Annotated in this window: 19 protein-coding genes; 7 read left to right on the top strand and 12 right to left on the bottom strand. The window is 58.9% G+C overall.

Annotation, left to right across the window (positions count from 1 at the left end; translation table 11 throughout):
- Positions 1-102: 102 nt before the first annotated feature.
- Positions 103-1,425 (top strand): putative porin, encoded by a 1,323-nt coding sequence (locus CKW26_RS15710; RefSeq protein ID WP_007914428.1) that lies wholly within the window; start codon positions 103-105, stop codon positions 1,423-1,425.
- Between the two features lie 191 nt (positions 1,426-1,616).
- Here CKW26_RS15710 and CKW26_RS15705 read toward each other — a convergent pair whose 3' ends face one another.
- From CKW26_RS15705 to aceK, 5 genes are all read right to left on the bottom strand, one after another.
- On the bottom strand, positions 1,617-1,856 hold the full coding sequence (locus CKW26_RS15705) for an anti-sigma factor (RefSeq protein ID WP_095049277.1): 240 nt from the start codon (positions 1,854-1,856) through the stop codon (positions 1,617-1,619).
- On the bottom strand, positions 1,850-2,461 hold the full coding sequence (locus tag CKW26_RS15700) for an RNA polymerase sigma factor (RefSeq protein ID WP_095049276.1): 612 nt from the start codon (positions 2,459-2,461) through the stop codon (positions 1,850-1,852). Before CKW26_RS15700 ends, CKW26_RS15705 begins: the two co-directional genes overlap by 7 nt.
- 137 nt (positions 2,462-2,598) lie before the next feature.
- A complete protein-coding gene (locus CKW26_RS15695) occupies positions 2,599-3,720 on the bottom strand; it encodes a beta-ketoacyl-ACP synthase III (RefSeq protein WP_095049275.1) in 1,122 nt (373 codons plus the stop codon).
- A gap of 319 nt (positions 3,721-4,039) precedes the next feature.
- Positions 4,040-7,951, bottom strand: coding sequence for an ATP-dependent RNA helicase HrpA (gene hrpA / locus CKW26_RS15690; RefSeq protein WP_095049274.1), 3,912 nt, complete (start codon positions 7,949-7,951; stop codon positions 4,040-4,042).
- Between the two features lie 277 nt (positions 7,952-8,228).
- The gene (aceK, locus tag CKW26_RS15685) at positions 8,229-9,950 is read right to left on the bottom strand and encodes a bifunctional isocitrate dehydrogenase kinase/phosphatase (RefSeq protein WP_007918081.1); all 1,722 of its coding nucleotides are present in this window, start codon (positions 9,948-9,950) and stop codon (positions 8,229-8,231) included.
- A 398-nt stretch (positions 9,951-10,348) separates the two neighbouring features.
- Here aceK and CKW26_RS15675 point away from each other — a divergent pair, with 398 nt between their 5' ends.
- Both CKW26_RS15675 and CKW26_RS15670 read left to right on the top strand, forming a co-directional pair.
- Positions 10,349-11,974 carry a methyl-accepting chemotaxis protein gene (locus tag CKW26_RS15675; protein WP_095049272.1) on the top strand — a complete coding sequence of 542 codons (1,626 nt, stop codon included), beginning with the start codon at positions 10,349-10,351 and terminating at the stop codon, positions 11,972-11,974.
- Between the two features lie 85 nt (positions 11,975-12,059).
- Positions 12,060-12,968: a DMT family transporter gene (locus CKW26_RS15670; RefSeq protein WP_095049271.1), complete on the top strand. Its 909-nt coding sequence runs from the start codon at positions 12,060-12,062 to the stop codon at positions 12,966-12,968.
- Positions 12,969-13,088: 120 nt separating this feature from the next.
- Here CKW26_RS15670 and CKW26_RS15665 read toward each other — a convergent pair whose 3' ends face one another.
- A complete protein-coding gene (locus CKW26_RS15665; RefSeq protein ID WP_095049270.1) occupies positions 13,089-13,952 on the bottom strand; it encodes a DMT family transporter in 864 nt (287 codons plus the stop codon).
- Between the two features lie 449 nt (positions 13,953-14,401).
- On the opposite strand from CKW26_RS15665, the gene CKW26_RS15660 reads away from it, so the two are divergent.
- The gene (locus tag CKW26_RS15660; RefSeq protein WP_095049269.1) at positions 14,402-14,935 is read left to right on the top strand and encodes a hypothetical protein; all 534 of its coding nucleotides are present in this window, start codon (positions 14,402-14,404) and stop codon (positions 14,933-14,935) included.
- A 272-nt stretch (positions 14,936-15,207) separates the two neighbouring features.
- On the opposite strand, the gene CKW26_RS15655 is transcribed toward CKW26_RS15660, so the two are convergent.
- On the bottom strand, positions 15,208-16,146 hold the full coding sequence (locus tag CKW26_RS15655) for an aspartyl/asparaginyl beta-hydroxylase domain-containing protein (protein WP_095049268.1): 939 nt from the start codon (positions 16,144-16,146) through the stop codon (positions 15,208-15,210).
- Between the two features lie 184 nt (positions 16,147-16,330).
- The gene (cysK, locus tag CKW26_RS15650; RefSeq protein ID WP_095049267.1) at positions 16,331-17,305 is read right to left on the bottom strand and encodes a cysteine synthase A; all 975 of its coding nucleotides are present in this window, start codon (positions 17,303-17,305) and stop codon (positions 16,331-16,333) included.
- A 127-nt stretch (positions 17,306-17,432) separates the two neighbouring features.
- Between cysK and CKW26_RS15645 the strand changes: the two genes are divergently transcribed.
- Positions 17,433-18,509, top strand: coding sequence for a DUF748 domain-containing protein (locus CKW26_RS15645; RefSeq protein ID WP_095049266.1), 1,077 nt, complete (start codon positions 17,433-17,435; stop codon positions 18,507-18,509).
- Here the strand turns inward: CKW26_RS15645 and CKW26_RS15640 are convergent.
- Positions 18,490-18,765, bottom strand: a complete 276-nt coding sequence (locus CKW26_RS15640; protein WP_245398029.1) for a DUF2442 domain-containing protein — start codon at positions 18,763-18,765, stop codon at positions 18,490-18,492. The two genes, CKW26_RS15645 and CKW26_RS15640, sit on opposite strands and share 20 nt — an antisense overlap.
- 288 nt (positions 18,766-19,053) lie before the next feature.
- Here CKW26_RS15640 and CKW26_RS15635 point away from each other — a divergent pair, with 288 nt between their 5' ends.
- Together CKW26_RS15635 and CKW26_RS15630 are read left to right on the top strand one after the other, a co-directional pair.
- Entirely contained in the window at positions 19,054-19,899 is an 846-nt protein-coding gene (locus tag CKW26_RS15635) for a MoxR family ATPase (protein ID WP_095049264.1), read from the top strand.
- A 25-nt stretch (positions 19,900-19,924) separates the two neighbouring features.
- Entirely contained in the window at positions 19,925-21,103 is a 1,179-nt protein-coding gene (locus tag CKW26_RS15630; protein ID WP_007911295.1) for a VWA domain-containing protein, read from the top strand.
- 92 nt (positions 21,104-21,195) lie between these two features.
- Here CKW26_RS15630 and CKW26_RS15625 read toward each other — a convergent pair whose 3' ends face one another.
- Genes CKW26_RS15625 through CKW26_RS15615 form a run of 3 tightly spaced genes read right to left on the bottom strand, consistent with a single transcriptional unit; the run spans position 21,196 to position 23,569 of the window.
- Complete coding sequence (locus CKW26_RS15625) at positions 21,196-22,119, bottom strand: biotin-dependent carboxyltransferase family protein (RefSeq protein WP_095049263.1); 924 nt, start codon at positions 22,117-22,119, stop codon at positions 21,196-21,198.
- On the bottom strand, positions 22,116-22,820 hold the full coding sequence (locus CKW26_RS15620; RefSeq protein ID WP_095049262.1) for an allophanate hydrolase subunit 1: 705 nt from the start codon (positions 22,818-22,820) through the stop codon (positions 22,116-22,118). The genes CKW26_RS15625 and CKW26_RS15620 overlap by 4 nt, the downstream gene beginning before the upstream one ends.
- Positions 22,817-23,569 carry a 5-oxoprolinase subunit PxpA gene (locus CKW26_RS15615; RefSeq protein WP_095049261.1) on the bottom strand — a complete coding sequence of 251 codons (753 nt, stop codon included), beginning with the start codon at positions 23,567-23,569 and terminating at the stop codon, positions 22,817-22,819. The genes CKW26_RS15620 and CKW26_RS15615 overlap by 4 nt, the downstream gene beginning before the upstream one ends.
- Between the last annotated feature and the right edge of the window lie 9 nt (positions 23,570-23,578).

Here is a 23,578-nt window from a genome sequence, read left to right as displayed (position 1 = left end):
TTTTAGAGCGCCGGGTTCTACCCGGACACTGTTTTCCGACGTTCGAATCGTCGGTTGTGCCCCGGATGGTTGTGCCATCCCCTCTCATCTTCGGAGATTGCTATGCGTCTTGCTTCCACGAAAACTGCGGCGGCCCTGTGCGGTGGCTTGTTGCTGGCCATGAGTGTTCCGGCCAGTGCTGCAGTCGACGCCAAACTGCTCGACATGCTCAAGGCTAACGGTTCCATTTCCCAGGCGCAGTACATCGAACTGCAAACTGAACTGGCCAAGGATCAGAAGGCTCAGCAAATCGCGCAGCAGGCGCAGCAAGAGACCAACGAACAAGTCGCCGCTGTTGCGAAGAAAACCAACGAACAAAGCGTCTTCGACCAGAAACTGGCCTGGGCGGCCAAGACCCAGTTCAAGGGCGATGTGCGTATCCGCCAGGAAACCATCAAGATCGATGGCGAACCGAACAACGGCGGCCGCGACAAGGACCGTCAGCGCATCCGTGCACGTCTGGGTGCCTACACCGAGATCAACCCGCAAGTCGACACCGGCATCCGTATCGCCACCGGCGGCGGCGACGATGCCCGTTCGACCAACCAGGACCAGGACAACTACTTCGACAAGAAGCAGATCTGGCTGGATCTGGGCTACATCGACTACCACCCTGACCAGATCAAGAACCTGCACATCATCGGCGGCAAGATGCTCCAGCCGTGGGTCAGCATGGGCGACGTGATCTGGGATAGCGACATCAATCCGGAAGGTCTGGCCGTTACCTACAAATACCCGTTGGGCAGCAGCGCCGAACTGTTCGGCAGCCTGGGTAACTACAACCTCAAGGACAACGTCGACGGCGATGGCGTGCAATTCCGTCACGACCTGCGTCTGACCGCCGGCCAATTGGGTAGCCGCTTCAACATCACCGACAACTTGAAAGTGACTCTGGGCGGTAGTGTCTACGCCTACCAGAACGACGAAGACAGCCGCTGCACCGGCACGTCCACACCGTGCGCCCTGGCAGTCAATGGCAACTCGGCCAACAACGAATTCCGTCTGTATGAAGGGTTCAGCCAGGTCGACATCGGCGGTCTGCCAATGCCACTGTCGTTCTACGGTCAGTACGTGAAGAACAACGATGCCGTGACCGATCAGGACACTGCGTGGCTGTTGGGTGCCAAGTCGAAAGTCTTCGGCCTGAACCTCGATTACAACTACCGCGACGTGCAGCGCAACGCTGTGGTCGGCGCCTTTACCGACTCCGACTTCGCCAACGGCACCACTGGTTCGCGCGGTCACAAGTTCAAGGTCGGTTACGACATCGACAAGAACTTCGCCATCGGTGCCACGTACTTCCTGACCAAGGCTGACTTCGCCAGCCGTACCCAGCGTGACGCTGACGCCAACACCTTGCAGCTGGACGCGGAAGCCAAGTTCTAAAACGCTTCACCCTATAGCCCTGTGCGGGCGGGACGATCCCCATCATCCGTTCGTTTCACCCGCACTGGGTTATTTCTGCAGGATGCAAAAACCCCATGTAGGAGCTGCCGAAGGCTCGGGCCGCGATCGGACGATCTTTTGATCTTGAAAACAAGATCAAAAGATCGCAGCCTCGTTTCACTCGACAGCTCCTACAGGGGGTTATCTTTTCGTCGTTGCTCGGCCAGGCGTTCGGCCAGTTCTTCGACGCCTTCCAGCGGTGGTTCCGGCATCGCCTTCAAGGTCGCTTGCATCAAACGCATCTGGCGAATGAAACGCCGACAGTTCGGGCAGAACATCAGATGATGACGCACCATCAGCTTTTCGCGAAAGCTCAATTGGCCATCGAGATAATCGCTGGAGCGCGCCACTTGTTCCTTACAGGTCAGCATTCTCCGGTCTCCTCAAAATGCTCCACGGTCGCGAAGACTTTCAGCCGCGCACGATGCAGCAGCACACGGACATTGGAGAGCGAGATCTCCAGAAGATTACAGATCTCCTCCAGCTCCAGCCCCTGGCGTTCGCGCAACAACAAAACGCTGCTTTGCAGTTTCGACAGGTTCAGCAGGGTGTGCTCCAGACAGTCACGCAATTCACCTTCGGTCAGCAAGGCCTCCGGGGTGTCCTGATGCCAGGCGAACGGGGCAACTAGCCAATGGCCGTCACCGGGAGAAAAGCGGTCATCGTCGATCGTGCCATGGGGTGAGGGCAGATCATCCATCAACACTTCCCGGCGATTTTGTTTATAACGGCTTTTGGCCGAGTTGGCCGTGATGGTCAGCAGCCAGGTCTTGAGACTGGAGCGACCTTCGAAACTGGCGATGTGGCGCACCACCGATAGCCAGGCATCCTGCACCACTTCTTCGACATGACGCTGGCCGACAATCGCATACGCCACGGCGCGCATAGCGCTCTGATACGTCGTCACCAGTTCCTTGAAAGCCTTTTGCTCACCCGCCAGCAGGCGCGCAAGCAGTTGGGTGTCGTCAGCCGCCATCCAAAAATCTCCTTGTGCCGATTCCGAAAATGATAGCGGCAGGTCTTCACCTGCCGCCATTTCCGAAAAATTACAGCGTTTGAGCCGATTCGGATGTAGGAAAGGTCGGCGCGATTAGGAGGAAATTAAACCGATTTTCAACGCTTGCGCAGAATCACGCTACCGATCGAATAGCCTGCACCGAACGAACTCAACACCGCCAGCGAACCGGCAGCCAGATCATCCTGATACTTGTGGAAAGCAATCACCGAACCCGCCGAGCTGGTGTTGGCGTAGGTGTCGAGAATCACCGGGGCTTCTTCTTCAGTGGCTTCGCGACCCAGCAACTTGCGCACGATCAGGTGGTTCATGCTCAAGTTGGCCTGGTGCAGCCAGAAGCGCTTCACGTCGCCGACGTTAAGCTGGTTCTCTTGCAGATGTTCGCCGATCAGCTCGGCAACCATCGGGCAGACATCCTTGAACACCTTGCGGCCTTCCTGCACGAACAGTTTGTCGCGGGCACCAATGCCCTCTTCCGCCGCGCGGTTGAGGAAACCGAAATTGTTGCGGATGTTGTTGGAGAACTTGGTCAGCAGCTTGGTGCTGACCACGTCGAACTGGTGTTTGGACGTCGCGGTCTCAGCGCGCTCGATGATCACTGCAGTCGCGGCATCGCCAAAGATGAAGTGGCTGTCGCGGTCACGGAAGTTCAGGTGACCGGTGCAGACTTCCGGGTTGACCATCAGGATCGCCCGGGCCTGGCCCAGCTGCACGCTGTTGGCAGCAGCCTGGATGCCGAAAGTCGCCGAGGAACAGGCCACGTTCATGTCGAAACCGAAACCCTGAATGCCCAGAGCTTCCTGGACTTCGATGGCGATGGCCGGGTAGGCGCGCTGCAGGTTGGAACAGGCAACGATGACGCCGTCGATGTCGGCAGCAGTTTTGCCGGCACGTTGCAGGGCCTGTTCGGCAGCGCCGATAGCCATCTGGCAAAGCACCGACCATTCGTCGTTGGAACGCTCCGGCAGACGCGGGGCCATGCGTTGCGGATCGAGGATGCCGTCCTTGTCCATGACAAAGCGGCTCTTGATGCCTGAAGCTTTTTCGATGAACGCGGCGCTGGATTCGGTCAGGGCCTGGACCTCGCCGCTGGCAATGGCCTCGGCGTTGTCGGCGTTGAACTGGGCGACGTAGGTATTGAAAGACTGCACCAGCTCTTCATTGGAGATGCTGTTGGCCGGGGTGTACAGGCCGGTGCCGCTGATGACGACGTTATGCATGGTCGTTTCTCTAATCTGTTCAGGCAGAAAGTGCTGGAACCGTCGTACCAACACACAAAGGGTCTATTCCCATCCGGGGGACGCAAACCTGGCATCGCTTTATTCCGTCGCGCGAACCGGCCGAAGGCTCTGGGTCGCGAAACCGGCGTTTATGGTCGCGAAGTTTGCCATAAACGCGGGGTTTTGGCGCCTTTCTCAAGATCAACACGGATGATCGTTCCCACGCTCCTGCGTGGGAATGCAGCCCGTGACGCTCCGCGTCACTGGACGCGGAGCGTCCCCAGAGGCATTCCCACGCAGAGCGTGGGAACGATCAGCGTTACGGTTCGACCTGGCTCCACTGCTTGTTCAGGCGTTTGTCGGAGATCGGAACTTTCGTCCCCAACTGCTGGGCGAACAGCGACACCCGGTATTCCTCCAGCCACCAGCGATACAGCTCAAGCTGCGGATCGCGTTTGCCTTCCTGGGCATGTTTCGCCGCGCGGGTCTGGTATTGCGCCCAGAGGCCGGCGAGTTCGCCGCTCCAGACCCGATCCTTCTGCACCTGCGCGCCGAGCTTTTCGAAACGCTGCTCGACCGCTTTCAGGTAACGCGGCAACTCCTTAAGCCACTGCATCGGCGTTTCGCGGACAAACCCCGGATACACCAGATTGTTGATTTGCTGCTTGATGTCATTGAGCGCCACGGCCTGGGCCAGATCGATCTTGCCCTTGAAGCGCTTTTGCAGGCCGTGCCAGAGCTTGAGAATCTCCAGGGTCAACCGGGCCACGCGCTCGGCGTGCTCGGTCCAGTTGCCGCGTTTACGCTCGGCCAGTGCCGCCAAACCAGCGCCGTCGCGGGGCAACGGGTCTTCGCCTTCGAGAATGCAGCTGTCGAGGCTCGCCAGCAGAATGTCTTCGACCAGCGCATCAACCCGGCCCAACTCGCGATAGAGCAAGCCCAGCTCAGTCTGCCCCGGCAACTTGCCACGCAGGAACTTGGCCGGTTCCGCAAGTTGCTGCATCAACAACCGCTGCAAGGCGCGACGATGCTGGAATTCGGCTTCGGCCGGGGTCGAGAAGCGCCCCTCCTTGACCGTGCCGCCCTCTTCAACCAGCGCCGGATATACCGTCATCGACAGCCCGGCGATCTTCTGTTGAGTCTTTTCTGCTACCGGGGCGAAGACCTTGGCCTCCACCGGTTGCTGACTTTTCGCACTCTGCGGCACCGCCAGCGCGGCCTGACTGGCTTCGGCAAACCGTGCGGTCAGCTCGGCCAGATCGCGACCTTCGCCGAGGAATTTGCCTTGGCCGTCGACAATTTCCAGGTTCATCCGCAGATGCCCCTCGACGCCTTGCTCGGCTTCGGCCCACGCCTCGTCGCTGACCCGCGCGCCAGTCATGCGCAGCAGTTCGCGACCGAGCGCTTGCGGCAACGAACCCTCGGCAAAGGTCATGCGTTGCAGCGCAGCTTTGATGAAGTCCGGCACCGGCACGAAGTTCTTGCGCAGGGCCTTCGGCAGGTTGCGCACAAGGGCGATGCACTTGGCCTCGATCAGCCCCGGCACCAGCCATTCCAGGCGTTCCGGTGGCAGCATCGGCAACAGCGGGGCCGGCACGCGCAGAGTCACGCCGTCGCGCGGATGATTGGGCTCGAAGTGATAAGTCAGCGCCAGTTCCAGATCGCCGATGTGCAGCGTGTCCGGGTAATCCCGCGCGGTGACTTCACTGGCTTCGCGGGCCAGCACGTCTTCTTCGCGCATGATCAACAACTGCGGATTCTTCTGGCTGTTGATGCGGTACCAACTGTCGAAGGTCGCGGTCTGGTGAATCTCCGCCGGCAGCCGCGCGTCGTAGAACGCGTACAGGGTTTCTTCATCCGCGAGAATGTCGCGACGACGGGCTTTTGCTTCCAGTTCGTCGAGCTGTTCAAGCAACTGTTGGTTGGCGGTCAGGCACTTGGCTTTCGATTGAATCTCGCCACGCACCAGACCTTCACGGATAAACAATTCGCGAGAAACCACCGGATCCACCGGGCCGTAATGCACCGGCCGGCGGCCGACCACGATCAGCCCGAACAGAGTGATCTGCTCGTAGGCCACGACCTGGCCGCGCTTCTTTTCCCAATGCGGTTCGAAGTGGTTTTTCTTGATCAGGTGCCCGGCCAACGGCTCGATCCAGTCGGCGTCGATCTTGGCGACCATGCGTGCATAAAGCTTGGTGGTTTCCACCAGCTCAGCGGTCATCAGCCATTGCGGTCGCTTCTTGCCGATGCCCGACGACGGGTGAATCCAGAAACGTCGCTGACGCGCGCCGAGGTAATCCCCATCCTCGGTTTTCTGACCGATCTGGCTGAGCAAGCCGACCAGCACCGCTTTGTGCAGTTTCGGGTAATCCGCCGGCTCTTTGTTGAGGCTCAGCTGCATGTCGCGGCAGATCAGGCTCAACTGCCGATGCGAGTCGCGCCACTCGCGCAGACGCAGATAGTTGAGGAAGTTTTTGCGGCACCAGTTGCGCAGCGGGCTCGCGGTCAATGCTTGGCGCTGCTCTTCGAAACCGCGCCACAGATTCACCAGTCCGGCGAAGTCAGAATCAACGTCTTTCCATTGCGCGTGGGCTTGATCAGCGGCTTGTTGACGCTCCGGGGGACGCTCGCGCGGGTCCTGAATCGACATTGCACTGGCGACGATCAGCACTTCCTGCAAACTGCCGAGCTTGGCTGCTTCAAGCAGCATACGGCCCATGCGCGGATCGACCGGCAAACGCGCCAACTGTCGACCGAGCGGCGTCAGCTGACTGTTGCGGTCAACCGCCGAGAGTTCTTGCAGCAGGTTGAAACCGTCGCTGATCGCCTTGCCATCCGGCGGCTCGATAAACGGGAACGCGGTGATCTCGCCGAGACGCAGATGCAGCATCTGCAGAATCACGGCGGCGAGGTTGGTGCGCAGAATCTCTGGATCGGTGAATTCCGGGCGCCCGTTAAAATCTTCTTCGCTGTACAGCCGAATACAAATGCCCGGCTCAACCCGGCCGCAGCGACCTTTACGCTGGTTGGCGCTGGCCTGGGAAATCGCCTCGATCGGCAGACGCTGGACCTTGGCGCGATAGCTGTAGCGGCTGATGCGCGCGGTGCCGCTGTCGATCACGTAACGAATGCCCGGCACAGTCAACGAGGTCTCGGCGACGTTGGTCGCCAGCACCACGCGACGGCCCGGGTGCGACTGGAAAATCCGCTGCTGCTCGGCGGGCGACAAGCGCGCGTACAACGGCAGGATTTCAGTGTGTTTGATCTGCGCCTTGCGCAGCATGTCGGCAGCGTCGCGAATCTCGCGCTCGCCGGGCAGGAACACCAGCACGTCACCGGGGCTGCGACGCTCGCTGCGCTCGTAAGCGGCGATTTCATCAAGGGTCGCGAGAATCGCCTGATCCACCGTCAGGTCGTCTTCGACGCGGTTGCCCTCTTCGTCCTGCTCCAGGGTCAGCGGGCGATACCAGGTGTCCACCGGGAAGGTGCGGCCGGAGACTTCGACAATTGGCGCATCGTCGAAGTGCTTGGAGAAGCGCTCCAGATCGATGGTCGCCGAGGTGATGATGACTTTCAGGTCCGGGCGACGCGGCAGCAGGGTTTTCAGGTAGCCGAGCAGGAAGTCGATGTTGAGGCTGCGTTCGTGGGCTTCGTCGACGATGATCGTGTCGTAGCGTTCGAGGTAGCGATCGTTCTGGGTTTCCGCCAGCAGAATACCGTCGGTCATCAGCTTGATCAGGGTGTTGGAATCGCTTTGATCCTCGAAACGCACCTGATAGCCGACCAGCGCACCGAGCGGCGTAGCGAGTTCTTCGGCGACCCGGCTGGCGACGCTGCGCGCAGCGATTCGACGCGGTTGGGTGTGGCCGATCAGACCATGCTGGCCGCGACCGATTTCCAGACAGATTTTTGGCAACTGGGTGGTTTTACCCGAGCCGGTTTCGCCGGCGATGATCAGCACTTGATGCTTTTCCAGCGCCTTCTTGATCTCGTCGCGCTTGGCCGCAATCGGCAAACTGTCGTCGTAACGAATCACCGGCAGGCTAGCGCGGCGGGCCAGCACCTGATCACAGGACGCCTGCATGCGCGTCACCCACTGGGCCAGTTTGGCCTCGTCGGGTTTCTTGCGCAGCTCAAGCAACTGCCGCCGCAGCCGGTGACGGTCGGCGAGCATGGCGTGATCGAGGTTCTTCAGCAGTTTGTCGATGGAGGGCGATTCGTCGGTCATCGGGTAGGCAATTCGGTCGTCTATTTATGCAGGGGGCGGATTGTCGCAGATTTGGCGGATTTGTGGCGTGTCTGGGGGATTGCAGCCCTCACCCTAGCCCTCTCCCAAAGGGAGAGGGGACCGATTGGGGGATATTCCAGAGGCCCATCGACCTGAAAGAAATTTACCGAATCCATAATCGCCAAGGCCTTTCAGGTAGGCGTTCGACTTGAGGCACCTCGGCAGGCCCCCTCTCGCTCCGGGAGAGGGCTGGGGTGAGGGTGTTTTTTTAAAAGAGCTACTCGTTGTCGAGGCCTTTGCGCCGATACGGGAAAACATCAATGACTTTCCCGGCCCGAATCGCCTCCTGCAAACTCTTCCAGTAATCAGCGTTGTACAACTCGCCATGCAACTGGTCGAACAACTTGCGCTGCCCCGAATCAGCAAACAGAAACGGCGGAAATTCCTCGGGAAACACATCCAGCGGCCCGATCGAATACCACGGCTCCGAAGCCATTTCGTCTTCCGGCGTACGCGGCGCAGGGATGTGGCGGAAGTTGGCCTCCGTCAGAAAACAGATTTCGTCGTAGTCATAAAACACCACACGCCCATGCCGGGTGACGCCAAAGTTCTTCAGCAGCATGTCACCGGGAAAGATATTCGCCGCCGCCAGTTGCTTGATCGCCAGGCCGTAATCCTCCAGCGCCTCACGCACCTGCGCATCGTTGGCGTTTTCCAGATAGAGGTTGAGCGGGGTCATCCGCCGCTCGGTCCAGCAGTGACGGATCAACACCGTGTCGCCCTCGACCGACACCGTCGACGGCGCCACCTCCAGCAGCTCCTCCAGGCACGCCGGATCAAACTTGCTCAACGGAAAACGGAAATCGGCGAACTCCTGGGTATCGGCCATGCGCCCTACCCGGTCGACGCTTTTCACCAGTCGGTACTTCTCGATCACCGTGGCGCGGTCGACGTTTTTCGACGGCGAAAAACGGTCTTTGATGATCTTGAACACGGTGTTGAAGCCCGGCAGCGTAAACACGCTCATGACCATGCCGCGCACGCCCGGCGCCATGATGAACTGATCATCGGTGTTGGCCAGGTGATTGATCAGCGCGCGGTAAAACTCGGACTTGCCGTGCTTGTAGAAGCCGATTGAGGTGTACAACTCGGCAATGTGCTTGCCCGGCAGAATGCGTCGCAGGAAGCCGATGAACTCCGCCGGCACCGGTACATCGACCATGAAATACGAACGGGTGAACGAGAAGATGATCGATACATCAGCTTCGTCGGTGATCAACGCGTCGATCTGAATCCCGCGCCCTTCCCGGTGCAGCAGCGGAATCACCAGCGGCCACTGTTCGTCGCGGGTGTAGATGCGGCCGACCAGATACGCGCCCTTGTTACGGTACAGCACCGAGGAAAACAGCTCGACGCTGAGTTCCGGGTCCTTGCACACCCAGTCCGGCAGGTTCTCGCGCAGTTGCGCTTCGAGGCGGCGTAGGTCACCCGGCAGATCGGCGTAATCCTCGCTGAAACGGTAATCGGCAAAAATACTCGCGAGCATCCCCGACAACTGCCCCTGCGGTTTGTAGGTGCGGGTTTGCGCGGCGCGGGCTCGGCGCAGGCTCGGGCGGGTGGTGTGAATGAACATGCAGCCGTCGCTGATCAGGTCGTGGCTGAACAGCCCGCAGAAAATCGAGTTGTACCAGGTCTCGGACAACTCATCATCGAAGCGCAGGTCGATGACGCTGATGTAGGCACTTTTCACCAGCGGCCAGCAGCTGACGTTCATCAGCGTTTCATCATCGAAGTATTCGCGCAGGCGAGCGATGGTTTCGCCGACCTTTTCTTCGTAGAGATTGATCCGTGCCGCCGACGCCGTTTGCGTCTCCTGCCAGCGCGCCTGCTCGAAACGCTCCCGGGCGCCGTCGGTGATTCGCCGGAAATGCTCGCGGTAATCGTCAAAGCCATCGAGGATCATGCGGGCGATATCGGTGGCGGGCCATTGCTGCGGCATAGATAAGACCTCTGCGTGCATGGGAAATCTGTGCTGAGCTTAGCCACGCAAGCGTGTGCGCGTGAAGTGCAATTTCGGCCAATTCTGCGTCGGGGTTGTACAACGGCACAGTTTTCAGCAAAGTTTTTTTAATCGACCGTTCGGTCAGTTAATCGCCTGAGCGGTTCTTCTTGTCGCCCCGCGCCAGCCCGCGAATTCGCTGGGTTTCGGCTCCAATACTGACCAGACGCGTCTAGCTCGTTGCTTTGCTGCGCATGCGTTTACCGACAGCGACGCTTCCAGATTGGTCTTACCAAAATAGTGGCGCTTTGATATACAGCCCGCCATTACCCCCTTCATAACAAGATCCTCGCTGACGAGGACGACCTCCCCCCCCTCAAAGATCAAGGAGCACACTGATGTCTATCCGGAATCTGCGCATAGGTTTGCGCGCCAGTTTGAGCTTTGCCGTTTTGGCCGGTCTGCTGGTGGTGGTCGGCCTGTTCGGGCTGGGCCAGATGAAAACCCTGCGCGAGAGTGCAGCAGTGATTGAAGAATCATGGATGCCAAGCATCGAGAACATCCATGTCGCGGCGGCGAACATCGCCAGCATTCGCCTCGAATCGTTGCGCCTGATCACCAGCACCCAACCTGCCGTGCGCGACAGAAGCAAAGGCATCATCAAAGCGCAGCGCGAAGAATTGCTCAAACGCCTCGCCGATCACAAAACCCTGCTCTCCAGCGAAGAAGAACGAGTGATGCTCGACGGCTTGAATGCCAACACGGCCAAGTACATGAACATCCTCGAACAGATCATCGGCCAGATCGACGCCGGGCAAAGTGAACAGGCCTACACGCGGCTTAACAATGAACTGGCGCCACAGGGAACGCTGCTCGACAAGGCCCTGGAGCAGATGATCTCGTTCAATCAGCAAGGCGCCAATACCGCCGCCGCTGCCGCCGCAACGATATATCTACGGGCATTGTGGATCGTCGCGACCATCATCGTGGTTGCCCTGATTGCCACGCTGCTATTGGCCTGGCAGTTGACGCGTAGTATTACCACCCCGATCAATCAGGCGCTGAATGTCGCAAGGCGCATTGCTGCCGGTAATCTCAGCGGACAGATCGTCAGCACTGGTAAAGATGAGGCTGCAGATCTGCTCGACGCCTTGGCCGAGATGCAGGGCAATCTGCGCTCGACTATTCGCGGCATCAGCGAATCGGCACAGCAACTGGCTTCCGCGGCCGAGGAAATGAGTTCGGTGATGGAGCAAAGCACTCGCGGCCTGCAACAGCAGAACGATCAGATCGAACAAGCCGCCACCGCAGTCACGGAGATGAGCACCGCGGTGGACGAAGTCGCGGCCAACGCGGTGTCCAGCGCCGAGGCGTCCGCCGCGTCGAACGAGGACAGCAAGCACGGCCATGTGCAGGTCAGCGAAACCATCAGTTCGATTCAGGAACTGGTCGATGCGGTACTCGGTGCTTCCGAACAAGCCGAAGGCCTGGCCACGCAGGCACAGGACATCAGCAAAGTGCTGGAAGTGATTCGCGGGATTGCCGGACAGACCAACCTGCTGGCGCTCAATGCGGCGATCGAAGCGGCCCGCGCCGGTGAAGCCGGGCGCGGCTTTGCGGTGGTCGCCGATGAAGTGCGTTCGCTGGCACAACGCACGCAGAACTCCACTGAGGAAATCGAGCTGATGATCAGCAGCATCCAGCAAGGCACAGGCGCTACCGTGGGCGCATTGCAAAGCAGCGCCGAGCAGGCGGGTCAGACGCTGCGCCGGGCCAACAGCGCAGGTCAGGCGCTGGAGAAAATCACCGCGTCGATCTCGCAGATCAACCAGCGCAATCTGGTGATCGCCAGTGCAGCCGAGCAACAGGCCTTGGTCGCTCGCGAAGTCGATCAGAATCTGGTGACCATCCGCGACCTCTCGACCCAGACCGCCGCTGGCGCCACCCAGACCTCGGCCGCAAGCCAGGAGCTGTCGCGTCTGGCCGTCGACTTGAACGGCCTGGTCACACGCTTTGTGATCTGAACGAACAGTTGCATGCCCGATTAGCGGTTGCCTTCGGCAGGGCGCTCGGCAACACTCTCGTCCCGATCAAGGAAGGAGACCCGCCGTGAGCCCTGTCGATATTTTCCGTATGTTGTCGCTGGCGGCCATCTGGGGCGCGAGTTTTCTGTTCATGCGCATTATTGCACCGGTGGTCGGCACGATCCCGACCGGATTCTTTCGCGTGTCGATTGCGGCCGTCGGCCTGCTGGTGATCCTTGGGCTGATGCGCGTGCGCTGGGACTTCAAAGGCAAACTGAAAACCGTGATGCTGCTGGGCGTGATCAACTCGGGGATTCCGGCGACGCTGTATTCGGTCGCGGCCCAGGTGTTACCGGCCGGTTATTCGGCGATCTTCAACGCCACCACGCCGCTCATGGGCGTGCTGATTGGCGGGTTGTTCTTCAGTGAAAAACTCACCGCAGCCAAACTAGGCGGGGTGTTCCTCGGCTTGTTCGGCGTTGGCGTGCTGACCCGCGCCGGTCCCGTGGCGTTCGATCTGCAATTGTTGATGGGCGCCCTCGCCTGTTTGCTGGCGACCACTTGTTATGGTTTTGCCGGTTTCCTCGCACGGCGCTGGCTGGATCAGGCCGGTGGTCTGGACAGTCGCCTGTCGGCGCTGGGCAGCATGCTCGGTGCGACGTTGTTTCTGTTGCCGTTGTTTGGATATAGCGTGATCACCGCACCGCCGGCCAGTTGGGGCGGCTGGAATGTCTGGCTGTCGCTGTTGGGCCTGGGTCTTGGCTGCACGGCGTTTGCCTACATCATTTATTTCCGCCTGCTCAGTTCGATCGGGCCGGTGAAGTCGATGACCGTGACCTTCATGATTCCGCCATTCGGCGTGCTGTGGGGGGCGTTGCTGCTGGATGAGCCGTTGTCGATGGCGCATATCTACGGCGGGGTGTTGATTGCGTTGGCGTTGTGGCTGGTGTTGAAGCCGGCGGTGGTGAAACCGGCTGAGGCGCCGGCCCGATAAATTTGTGCGGTGCCGAAAAGGCCATCGCGAGCAGGCTCACTCCTACAATTGGAATGCGTTCCTCTGTAGGAGTGAGCCTGCTTGCGATCGGCGGCCTAAAAGCCGCCACCTGACGATCTGTTAGCTGGTTTTACGGAACACAAACGCCAGACCGACAATGATCAACAGCATCCCCAGCACACTCAACGCCGCCAGGCGATTGCCGAAAATCAGATAGTCCATCACTGCCGTCACCGCCGGCACCAGGTAGAACAGACTGGTGACATTGACCAGATTGCCCCGCGCGATCAACCGATACAGCAACAGCGTCGCCAGCACCGACACCACCAGCCCCATCCACAACACCGGCACGATAAAACCTGTGCTGTGCTCAAAGTGGAACGGCTGGAACGGCACGAAAATCCCGCATAACAACAGACCGGCCAAGTACTGCACCGGCAGCGTACCGAGAGGATTGTCGGTGATGCGTTTCTGCATGATCGAGCCCAGCGTCATGCTCGCCAGCGCCAGCAGACCAAACAGCATCCCCGCCCAGGACATCCCGGCCAAACCGATGCCTTGGTAAACCACCATGATCAGCCCCGCCAACCCCAAGGCCAGACCAAACATCCGGCTCGCCGAGCGCTGCCGCTCCATCAACACCACGGTGAGAATCGGCTGCACACCCATGATGGTCGCCATCACCCCAGGGGTGACTTTGGTGTTGAGCGCCAGCAGATAGAAAATCTGATACGCCCCCAACAACACCACACCCGTGGCAACCGCAAACAGCATTGGTTTGCCGCCCTTGGGCAACTTGAGCTTGAGCAGCGGCGCCAACAACAAGAGGCCGCACAAGGCAATCGCGAAACGAATTAGCAGAAAGGCAAATGGTGACGCGTGGGCCAGCCCCCATTTGGAGAAGATCGCGCCGCTGCTCCACAGCAGAACGAACAGGCTCGTGGACGCGGCCGCGAGCGCGGATTTTTTCGACAGGACAAACATGATTACCACCTGTAGTCAGGCAAGAAGCCAACTCAGCCGAAGCTGAAATTCAGTAGGTTTTTCTGGCGGGCGCAGGGGTCAGCAGAAACTGCAGATCAGCCCGAAACGCCAACGCCCGGCGGTGATACGACTGCGCACACCGGCGTGCTACTGACAGGTGGGGGATAATGACTGATCTGCTTGGGCTGCTGATTCCCGCACGGCACGACGCCAGCGTTGACCGCTGAATCGACTACCGCGTTGCTGAGGGATGCAGGCATTGGCGCAGATCTTTTTTGAAGGGTTGGAAGGTGAGGCATACGACTCACGTGCGCCGACTATAACCAGCGTGGGACATGGATTGCAATGATTTGGGCAAAGGGCCGGCAGGGACAGTTGGCCGCGAGGTGAATAGGCTGGATTGCAATCGAGACACCCAAACATGGGGGACAAGGAATGCACAGGATCACATGCCAAGAGAACGGACGTATTTGCGCTACCAGGTTTACAAATCACAGGCTCGAAAACAGGCTGCTGTTACTTTCGCAAAACTGCACAAAGACTTGTTGCTGCAAGGGATAGTGGATGTTGATCACTCCAGAGTTCGTTTCGAAGCAATCGATGCTCAAGCGCTGAGTGCCTATGAAGCGTGGTTTGATCCTCATATTTCTTGGCAAGATGTTGTCAGGTGGAAGGCCAAAGAACCACTGAGCTTCGATTTGGCAATCTGGTTTGATCAGGAGTTATGCGGACTTTGCTTTGCAAACCCTAATCAGAGCCGGTTGCGAGTGAAAATTGTGCGTCTGGAAGGAAAGCCCGATAACGATCACCCTCTCAAAAGCCGAGTTGCGACATTTGCCTTGACTGCCGTGACTCACTTCGCGCGAATCATCGGCAGTACCCAAATTGAAATTCAGGAACCTCTCCCTGGAGTGATATCCCTGTACCGGCAACTGGGTTTCGAATTCGATTCGGAGGGCAGGCTTGTGAAGCTAATTTGGTAAGACTAGTATCGGACAACTGCTCATTTAATGATCAATGCCGGAGGCACCATGAAGGCTGCCGTTGAAAAAAAGGCGCCAGGCGCCAGATCGATAAAAGCTGATAGAAAACGCTCTTCCGCAAAGTTATCTGAACGGGAGTTGCACCGAATCAGAGAAGCATTGGTGAATCCAGCCGCGGAAGAGCCAGGAGGCGTCCTCGCTGGCGCCTCATTCACCTTCTCTTCATAAAAAAACCGCTCACAAGGAGCGGTTTTTTATTGCCTGATCCAGCCTTAACCAAACAGCCAATAACCCAACAACGTCAACACCACCACCGCCAGCACCGGCCGCATCACGCGGTAGGCTTTCGGATGACGGCGTTTCCACTGTTTGACCACGCCACTGAACTTGTCGCTGAAGTTCTTGCTCCAGGCGTAGGCCTGGTTGATCCCGCCGACGCGTTCATCATCAAGGTTCTGCGGTGCAGTGGCACGGCCGAGCCAGGCGCTGATGGAGCGGTTGATGCGGGTCATGAGGCGGTTACTCAGCGGACGCTCGACGTCGCAGAACAGGATGACGCGGGTCTGGTCGGTTTCATTCTTGACCCAATGCACGTAGGTCTCGTCGAACATTACGTCTTCACCGTCACGCCAGGCATAAACCTGACCATCAACAAAGATCCGGCAATCGTCGGAGTTCGGCGTCGACAAGCCGAGGTGATAACGCAGCGAGCCGGCGAACGGATCGCGGTGCGGGTTCAAGTGGCTGCCACCCGGCAACAGCGCAAACATCGCGCCTTTGACGTTGGGAATCGCACTGACCAGCGCCACGGTTTTCGGGCACAGGGTTTCGGCCGATGGCAGCGGTTTGTCGTACCACTTGAGGTAGAAACGCTTCCAGCCCTTCTTGAAGAACGAGCCGAAACCGGCGTCGTTGTTCTTTTCTGCCGCGCGAATATAACCCTCGTCGAACAGGTGCATGGCCTCGTCGCGAATGGTTTCCCAATTGTCGCGCAGCACGTCCAGCTCCGGAAATTTGCTGCGGTCCAGGTACGGCTTGGACGGCACGCCGGAGAACAGGTACATCAGGGCGTTGTACGGAGCAAACAGCGCCGAGTGGTTGACGAACTGGCGCAGAACCGGCAAACGCGCCTTGCCGCGCAAATGCACATAGAGGATGCTGCCCACAAACAGCAGCAGCACCGACACCTTGGCGGCTAACGAAAAGCTCATCAACGACTCCTTGAATAAAGACAACGCTGCGCAACGCCCTTTACCCGGCATGGCAGCCGGCCATGATAAACACTACCGGCGCCGGGCAAAACCCGCCTTACACAAGAATCAGTGTTAAGCATTGCGCAACAAAGCATTTATTAGCATAACGATCCTGAACCCCGGCTGATCTGAATCAACTGGATTACTGCTGAGTCTCCTGCTCAGTGAACAGATCGCTGAACAGCATGCTCGACAGATAACGCTCACCGGAGTCCGGCAGAATCACGACGATAGTCTTGCCCTGCATCTCCGGCGTCTCTGCCAGTCTCACCGCTACCGCCATTGCGGCACCGCAGGAGATGCCGCATAGAATCCCCTCTTCCTGCATCAAGCGCAGCGCCATGGCCTTGGACTCTTCGTCGGTGACCTGCTCGACCCGGTCGACCATCGACAGATCCAGGTTCTTCGGCACAAAACCGGCACCGATCCCCTGAATCTTGTGCGGGCTCGGTTTGATTTCTTCACCCGCCAGCGCCTGGGTGATCACCGGCGACGACATCGGCTCCACGGCCACCGACAGAATTGGTTTGCCTTGGGTATTCTTGATATACCGCGAAACGCCGGTGATGGTTCCGCCGGTACCGACGCCCGCTACCAGTACATCGACGGCGCCGTCGGTGTCGTTCCAGATTTCCGGACCGGTAGTCTTTTCGTGAATGGCGGGGTTGGCCGGATTATCGAACTGCGATGGCATGAAGTACTTGTCAGCATCGCTGGCAACGATTTCGGCCGCCTTCTCGATTGCGCCTTTCATGCCCTTGGCCGGCTCGGTCAACACCAGTTCGGCGCCCAGAGCCTTGAGGACTTTACGGCGTTCGATGCTCATCGAGGCAGGCATGGTCAGCATCAACTTGTACCCACGGGCCGCGGCAACAAAGGCCAGACCGATCCCCGTGTTGCCCGATGTCGGCTCGACAATGGTCATGCCAGGCTTGAGTTTGCCGCTGCTTTCGGCGTCCCAGATCATGTTGGCGCCAATCCGGCACTTGACCGAGTAACCGGGGTTGCGCCCCTCGATCTTGGCCAGAATGGTCACGCCACGCGGCGCTATGCGGTTGATCTGCACCAGCGGCGTATTACCGATGGAATGGGCGTTGTCAGCAAAAATACGGCTCATGGCTGGGTCCTTATGCAGCATTGAATTCAGCCTTCAAAGGTATGCCTGTTGCCCATCACAGTCCAGTCGGGTCGAACGTCTGCGCGACGTAACAGTCAATCGCTTACATCGTCAGGGAATTGCCGTCATGAAGCGTCGCTACAGTTGGCCACTAGGGATTTTCGCCGTCGTCGTTGTGCTGCTGATCGCGCTGCACATCGCCCTGCCCTACATGGTGCGCGACTACCTGAACGGCAAACTGGCGGACATGGGTGACTATCGGGGCCAGATCACTGATGTCGATCTGGCCCTATGGCGCGGTGCCTACAAGATCAATGGGCTGAAGATCGTCAAGGTCGACGGCAAGGTACCGGTGCCGTTCGTCAATGCACCGCTGATCGATCTGGCGGTCAGCTGGCATTCGCTGTGGTACGACCATGCTGTTGTAGCGCAGGTCAAATTCGTCAAACCTGAAGTCAACTTCGTCGATGGCGGTGCCAATAAGCAGAACTCTCAAACCGGTCAAGGCACTGACTGGCGCGCGCAACTGGGCAAATTGCTGCCGATCACCCTCGACGAGGTCCAGATTCATGAGGGCAAAATCACCTTCCGCAATTTCAACTCCAAACCACCGGTCAACATGAACGCCACCAACGTCGAGGCCAGCATTTACAACCTGACCAACGTGGTCGACAAGCAAGGCAAACGTGACGCCCGTTTCGAGGGCAAAGCGCTTTTGCTCGGGCATGCCCCACTGGAAACCACTGCCACCTTCGACCCGCTGAGCAATTTCGAAGACTTCCAGTTCCGCCTGCGAGCCAAAGACATCGAACTCAAAAGCATGAACGACTTCGCCTCGGCTTACGGTAAGTTCGACTTCAACGCCGGCCACGGTGACGTGGTGATCGAAGCCCAAGCCAAAAAGGCGCAAGTCAACGGCTACATCAAACCGCTGCTGCGTGACGTCGAAGTGTTCAACTGGCAGCAAGATGTGGAAAACAAGAACAAGAGCATCTTCCGCTCAGTCTGGGAGGCACTGGTGGGCGGCTCGGAAACCGTGCTGAAGAACCAGGCGAAAAACCAGTTCGCCACCAAGGTCGAACTCAGCGGTAACGTGCATCAGCAAAACATCAGCGCGTTCGAAGCGTTTTTGCAGATTTTGCGCAATGGATTCGTACAGGCATTCAATGCCCGCTATGAACGGCCTAAGCCGGATGCGGGTTAGAGTTCATTTCTGGAAAAGCATCCAGATATAGAGTATCGGCGCCAATCTGAATGTCCGGGGCCGGCCATTCAACGGTCCAACCTTTATCGCCCAAGATGGCAGTCGCAAAGACTTGGGGATCAAGCAAGGGCTGCAACTGCTTACACGTTTGAATATCTCGACTCAAATCGAGTGTCAGCGCTCGACCATCAACAAAGTCCAGTGCAAGCCGGCAATCAGAGAGTGCAGTAACTGCGGCCAAGCGTGGTCGTTTCATGGATAGCATCAATTCAGCGCCTCCAGGCATATGGGGACTGCTTCGCAGCCCAGCGGGAGCAAGCTCCCTCGCCACAGATTCAGTGGACATCCTGAAGGCTATCGTCAAATCAACTAGGCCTGAATACTGGCCATCAGCCGAGACTGAGTCAACATGTGACGCCCCATTCAGAGACTGAATAAGCCGTCTGCGTTCACAGTCGACCGGGCTGCGCGTTATAGTCGGGCATCCGATTATTTCGCCCCCGCCCTGCCCGTCAGGTCGGCGTTACCGTTCGAGGATTAGCAGATGAAGTTCGAAGGCACCCAGGCCTACGTCGCCACCGATGACCTGAAGCTGGCGGTCAACGCCGCCATCACCCTGGAGCGGCCGCTGCTGGTCAAGGGCGAGCCGGGCACCGGCAAGACCATGCTCGCCGAGCAACTGGCCGAATCGTTCGGCGTCAAGTTGATCACCTGGCACATCAAGTCCACCACCAAGGCCCATCAGGGTCTCTACGAATACGATGCGGTCAGCCGTCTGCGCGACTCGCAATTGGGCAACGAAAAAGTCCACGACGTGCGCAATTACCTGAAGAAGGGCAAGCTCTGGGAGGCTTTCGAGTCCGAGGAGCGGGTCATTTTGCTGATCGACGAAATCGACAAGGCCGACATCGAGTTCCCCAACGACCTGCTGCAAGAACTCGACAAGATGGAGTTCTACGTTTACGAAATCGACGAGACCATCAAGGCGAAAAAACGGCCGATCATCATCATTACCTCCAACAATGAGAAAGAGCTGCCGGACGCCTTCCTGCGCCGCTGCTTCTTCCATTACATTGCCTTTCCCGACCGCACCACCCTGCAAAAAATCGTCGACGTGCACTACCCGGACATCAAGAAGGATCTGGTCAGCGAAGCGCTGGACGTGTTCTTCGACGTGCGCAAGGTGCCGGGCCTGAAGAAGAAGCCGTCGACCTCGGAGCTGGTGGACTGGCTGAAACTGCTGATGGCCGACAACATCGGCGAAGCGGTGTTGCGCGAGCGCGATCCAACCAAGGCGATTCCGCCGCTGGCCGGTGCTTTGGTGAAGAATGAACAGGACGTGCAATTGCTTGAGCGCCTGGCGTTCATGAGCCGTCGCGGCTCTCGCTAAGCACTTGTAAGCAGGGGCCATCGTTATGCTGCTCAACCTCTTCAATGAAATGCGTGCAGCCAAGGTGCCGGTGTCGGTGCGTGAGCTGCTCGACCTGATCAACGCGCTGAAACAGCGCGTGACCTTCGCCGACATGGACGAGTTCTATTACTTGTCGCGGGCGATTCTGGTGAAGGACGAACGCCATTTCGATAAGTTCGACCGTGCGTTCGGCGCCTACTTCAATGGCCTGGAAAAGCTCGACGATCACTTGCAGGCATTGATTCCCGAAGACTGGCTGCGTAAGGAGTTCGAGCGCTCATTAAGCGACGAAGAACGCGCGCAGATCCAGTCCCTCGGCGGCCTCGACAAACTGATCGAAGAGTTCAAGAAGCGTCTGGAAGAACAGAAGGAACGCCACGCCGGCGGCAACAAATGGATTGGCACTGGCGGCACTAGCCCGTTCGGCTCCGGTGGCTTCAACCCGGAAGGCATTCGGGTCGGCGATGCTGGCAAGCGCCAGGGCAAAGCCGTGAAAGTCTGGGATCAGCGCGAGTACAAGAACCTCGATGATTCGGTGGAATTGGGCACGCGCAACATCAAAGTCGCCCTGCGCCGACTGCGCAAATTCGCTCGTCAGGGCGCGGCGGAAGAGCTGGATATTGACGGCACCATCGACCACACCGCCAAGGACGCCGGTCTGCTGAATATTCAGATGCGCCCGGAACGGCGCAACACGGTGAAGTTGTTGTTGCTGTTCGACATCGGCGGCTCGATGGACGCGCACGTGAAGATCTGCGAGGAACTGTTCTCGGCCTGCAAGACCGAGTTCAAGCATCTGGAGTATTTCTACTTCCACAACTTCGTTTATGAATCGGTGTGGAAGAACAATATGCGCCGCACCTCGGAGCGCACTTCGACCCAGGACCTGCTGCACAAGTACGGCGCCGACTACAAAGTGATCTTCATCGGTGACGCCGCCATGGCGCCGTATGAAATTACCCAGGCCGGCGGCAGTGTCGAGCACTGGAACGAAGAGCCGGGTTACGTGTGGATGCAGCGCTTCATGGAGAAGTACAAGAAGCTCATCTGGATCAATCCGTACCCGAAAGACACCTGGGGCTATACCTCGTCGACCAATATCGTACGGGATCTGATCGAGGATCAGATGTATCCGTTGACGTTGCGCGGGCTTGAGGAAGGGATGCGGTTTCTTTCCAAATAACCTGCTTTGTCTGGACGGACGCTATCGCGAGCAGGCTCACTCCTACATTTGGAATGCGTTCCCCTGTAGGAGTGAGCCTGCTCGCGATGCTTCTAGCTATCTTTGAAGCGCTGCAGATAATTGATGTGCTCACGGTGCGCGACGTCTTGCACCACCGGCCGCAACCGTATCTGCGCCCCCGGCAGACACTGCGCCAACCGCGCTAACGCCAACGGCGTCAACGCGCCCAGCCGTGGATACCCGCCAATCGTCTGCCGATCATTGAGCAACACAATCGGCTGGCCATCCGGCGGCACTTGCACCGCGCCCAAGGGAATCCCCTCGGAAATCATCGGCTGGCCCTGATATTCCAACGCCTTGCCCAGCAAACGAATGCCCATGCGATCGGCGCGACTGTCGAGCGTCCAGGCACTGTTGAACACATCAAACAGACTCTGCCCGCTGAACTGGCCGATCTGCGCGCCGAGCACCAGATCCAGCGGTGCAGTCGATTTCAGATCCGGCCGCAACGCCAATGGCACTTCGCGAACCAATCGCGCTTCCCCGTGATAACTCAGCGTCGAACCCTTGGCCAACGGCAAGCCCATGCCATCGAGTCCGCCGAGTTCTTCGCGCACCACCGTCGCACTACTGCCCAAGACCTTCGGAGCGTCGAAACCGCCGGGCGCCGCCAGATACGCCCGGGCACCATGCAGCGGTTGCGTGAACAGCAACTTCTGTCCTTTACCCAACTTGAAACTGCGCCACGGCGCCAGCGGTTGACCCTCAATCTGCGCGCCAAGATCAGCTCCGGCCAGCGCCAGCAAGCAATCGTCTTCAGCGACTACGGCAAAGCCGCCAAGCGTGATTTCGATCACCGGCACATCCAGTCCATTGCCGAGCAGCCAGTTGGCCCAACTCATCGAACACCAGTCTGCCGCGCCGCCCTGGGTCACGCCCAGATGCCGTACGCCGAAACGGCCCGCGTCCTGCAACAGGCACAGCGGTGTACTCGCTTCAATCCTCAGTCGGCTCATGCCAGCGCCTCCAGTGGTGTGTCATCGCCGCCCAGATTGATGAACTCGGCATGACTGACCGCCTCGAATCGCACGGTGTCGCCCGGTTGCATCAGGCTGTAGCCATCACGTGTGCGATCGAACAGTTTCGCCGGGGTGCGGCCGATCAGGTTCCAGCCACCGGGCGAGACCACGGGATACGCAGCGGTTTGGCGCTCGGCAATGCCGACACTGCCCGCAGCGACTTTCTTGCGCGGCGTGTTAAGACGTGGCGCCGCCAGAACCTCTTCGACCAGCCCCATAAAGGCGAACCCCGGTGCGAAACCCAGGGCGAATACCTGATATTCACGTCCGCTGTGACGACGGATCACCTCCTCCACTGCCAGCCCACTACGCTCGGCGAGCAGGCTCAATTCTGGCCCGACGCTGAGGTCATACCAGACCGGCAACACATGACATTGACCGCCAGTTCGCGCATTCGGCGACAGGTCGATCAACGCCTCGGCAATCAATTCCCGCGCCTGACTCGGGCTCAGTGCAGTCAGATCGTAATGCACCATCAACGTCGTATAGGACGGCACCAGATCGATCAGTTGCGCGCCGAATGCCCCGCGCAAACACTCACTGGCAGCGAGCATCCACGGCATGTTGGCTTCGGCGATCTCATCAAACAGACGCAGCATCAGGCAATCCAGTGCCACCACTTCAATCCTTGGGTTCATGAGGCACGCTGCTGACTCAAGGCCTCGCGAATGCGCTGCACGGCAGCCACCGAACCGGCATTGTCGCCGTGTACGCAGAGGGTGTTGGCGTGCAGACGCAAGGCGCTGCCGTCGCTGGCGGTGAGGTTGTCGCCACGGGCAATGGTCAGGGCTTGTTCAATGATTTTTTCCGGGTCGTGATGCACCGCGCCCGGTAATTGTCGTGAAACCAGTTTGCCGGCACTGTCGTAAGCGCGGTCGGCGAAAGCTTCGAACCACAGGATCACGCCATACTCATCGCCGATCTGCTGCGCGGCGGCGTTGTCGCGGGTGGCCATCAGCATCAGCGGCAGGCTGCGGTCGTAAGCGGCCACCGCCTGAATCACCGCACGCAATTGTGCCGGGTTGGCCATCATGTCGTTGTACATCGCGCCATGGGGTTTGACGTAACTGACGCGCCCACCCTGGGCTTTGCAAATGCCGTCGAGAGCGCCGATCTGGTAATGCAGGATGTCTTGCAGCTCTTGCGCGGAGTACGCCATGGAGCGGCGACCGAAACCGACCAGATCCTGATAGGCCGGGTGTGCGCCGATCTGCACGCCGTGGCTCAACGCCAGGCTGACGGTCTTGCGCATGATGCTCGGATCGCCGGCGTGGAAACCACAGGCCACGTTGGCGCAATCGATGAAGGGCATGATTTCGGCGTCCAGACCCATGGTCCAACTGCCGAAGCTCTCGCCTATGTCGCAATTCAATAGCAGGCGGCTCACGGTGAACAC

It is taken from the genome of Pseudomonas sp. Irchel s3h9 (assembly GCF_900187475.1).
GTDB lineage: Bacteria > Pseudomonadota > Gammaproteobacteria > Pseudomonadales > Pseudomonadaceae > Aquipseudomonas > Aquipseudomonas neuropathica.
This window is presented reverse-complemented; position numbering and strand designations above follow the sequence as displayed.

Bases quoted from the DNA above. Each gene is read 5' to 3' on its own strand.
- CKW26_RS15710 (WP_007914428.1), top strand. From the start codon at position 103: ATGCGTCTTGCTTCCACGAAAACTGCGGCGGCCCTGTGCGGTGGCTTG.
- CKW26_RS15705 (WP_095049277.1), bottom strand. From the start codon at position 1,856: ATGCTGACCTGTAAGGAACAAGTGGCGCGCTCCAGCGATTATCTCGAT.
- CKW26_RS15700 (WP_095049276.1), bottom strand. From the start codon at position 2,461: ATGGCGGCTGACGACACCCAACTGCTTGCGCGCCTGCTGGCGGGTGAG.
- CKW26_RS15695 (WP_095049275.1), bottom strand. From the start codon at position 3,720: ATGCATAACGTCGTCATCAGCGGCACCGGCCTGTACACCCCGGCCAAC.
- hrpA (WP_095049274.1), bottom strand. From the start codon at position 7,951: ATGACCGACGAATCGCCCTCCATCGACAAACTGCTGAAGAACCTCGAT.
- aceK (WP_007918081.1), bottom strand. From the start codon at position 9,950: ATGCCGCAGCAATGGCCCGCCACCGATATCGCCCGCATGATCCTCGAT.
- CKW26_RS15675 (WP_095049272.1), top strand. From the start codon at position 10,349: ATGTCTATCCGGAATCTGCGCATAGGTTTGCGCGCCAGTTTGAGCTTT.
- CKW26_RS15665 (WP_095049270.1), bottom strand. From the start codon at position 13,952: ATGTTTGTCCTGTCGAAAAAATCCGCGCTCGCGGCCGCGTCCACGAGC.
- CKW26_RS15660 (WP_095049269.1), top strand. From the start codon at position 14,402: ATGCCAAGAGAACGGACGTATTTGCGCTACCAGGTTTACAAATCACAG.
- CKW26_RS15655 (WP_095049268.1), bottom strand. From the start codon at position 16,146: ATGAGCTTTTCGTTAGCCGCCAAGGTGTCGGTGCTGCTGCTGTTTGTG.
- cysK (WP_095049267.1), bottom strand. From the start codon at position 17,305: ATGAGCCGTATTTTTGCTGACAACGCCCATTCCATCGGTAATACGCCG.
- CKW26_RS15645 (WP_095049266.1), top strand. From the start codon at position 17,433: ATGAAGCGTCGCTACAGTTGGCCACTAGGGATTTTCGCCGTCGTCGTT.
- CKW26_RS15640 (WP_245398029.1), bottom strand. From the start codon at position 18,765: ATGAAACGACCACGCTTGGCCGCAGTTACTGCACTCTCTGATTGCCGG.
- CKW26_RS15635 (WP_095049264.1), top strand. From the start codon at position 19,054: ATGAAGTTCGAAGGCACCCAGGCCTACGTCGCCACCGATGACCTGAAG.
- CKW26_RS15630 (WP_007911295.1), top strand. From the start codon at position 19,925: ATGCTGCTCAACCTCTTCAATGAAATGCGTGCAGCCAAGGTGCCGGTG.
- CKW26_RS15625 (WP_095049263.1), bottom strand. From the start codon at position 22,119: ATGAGCCGACTGAGGATTGAAGCGAGTACACCGCTGTGCCTGTTGCAG.
- CKW26_RS15620 (WP_095049262.1), bottom strand. From the start codon at position 22,820: ATGAACCCAAGGATTGAAGTGGTGGCACTGGATTGCCTGATGCTGCGT.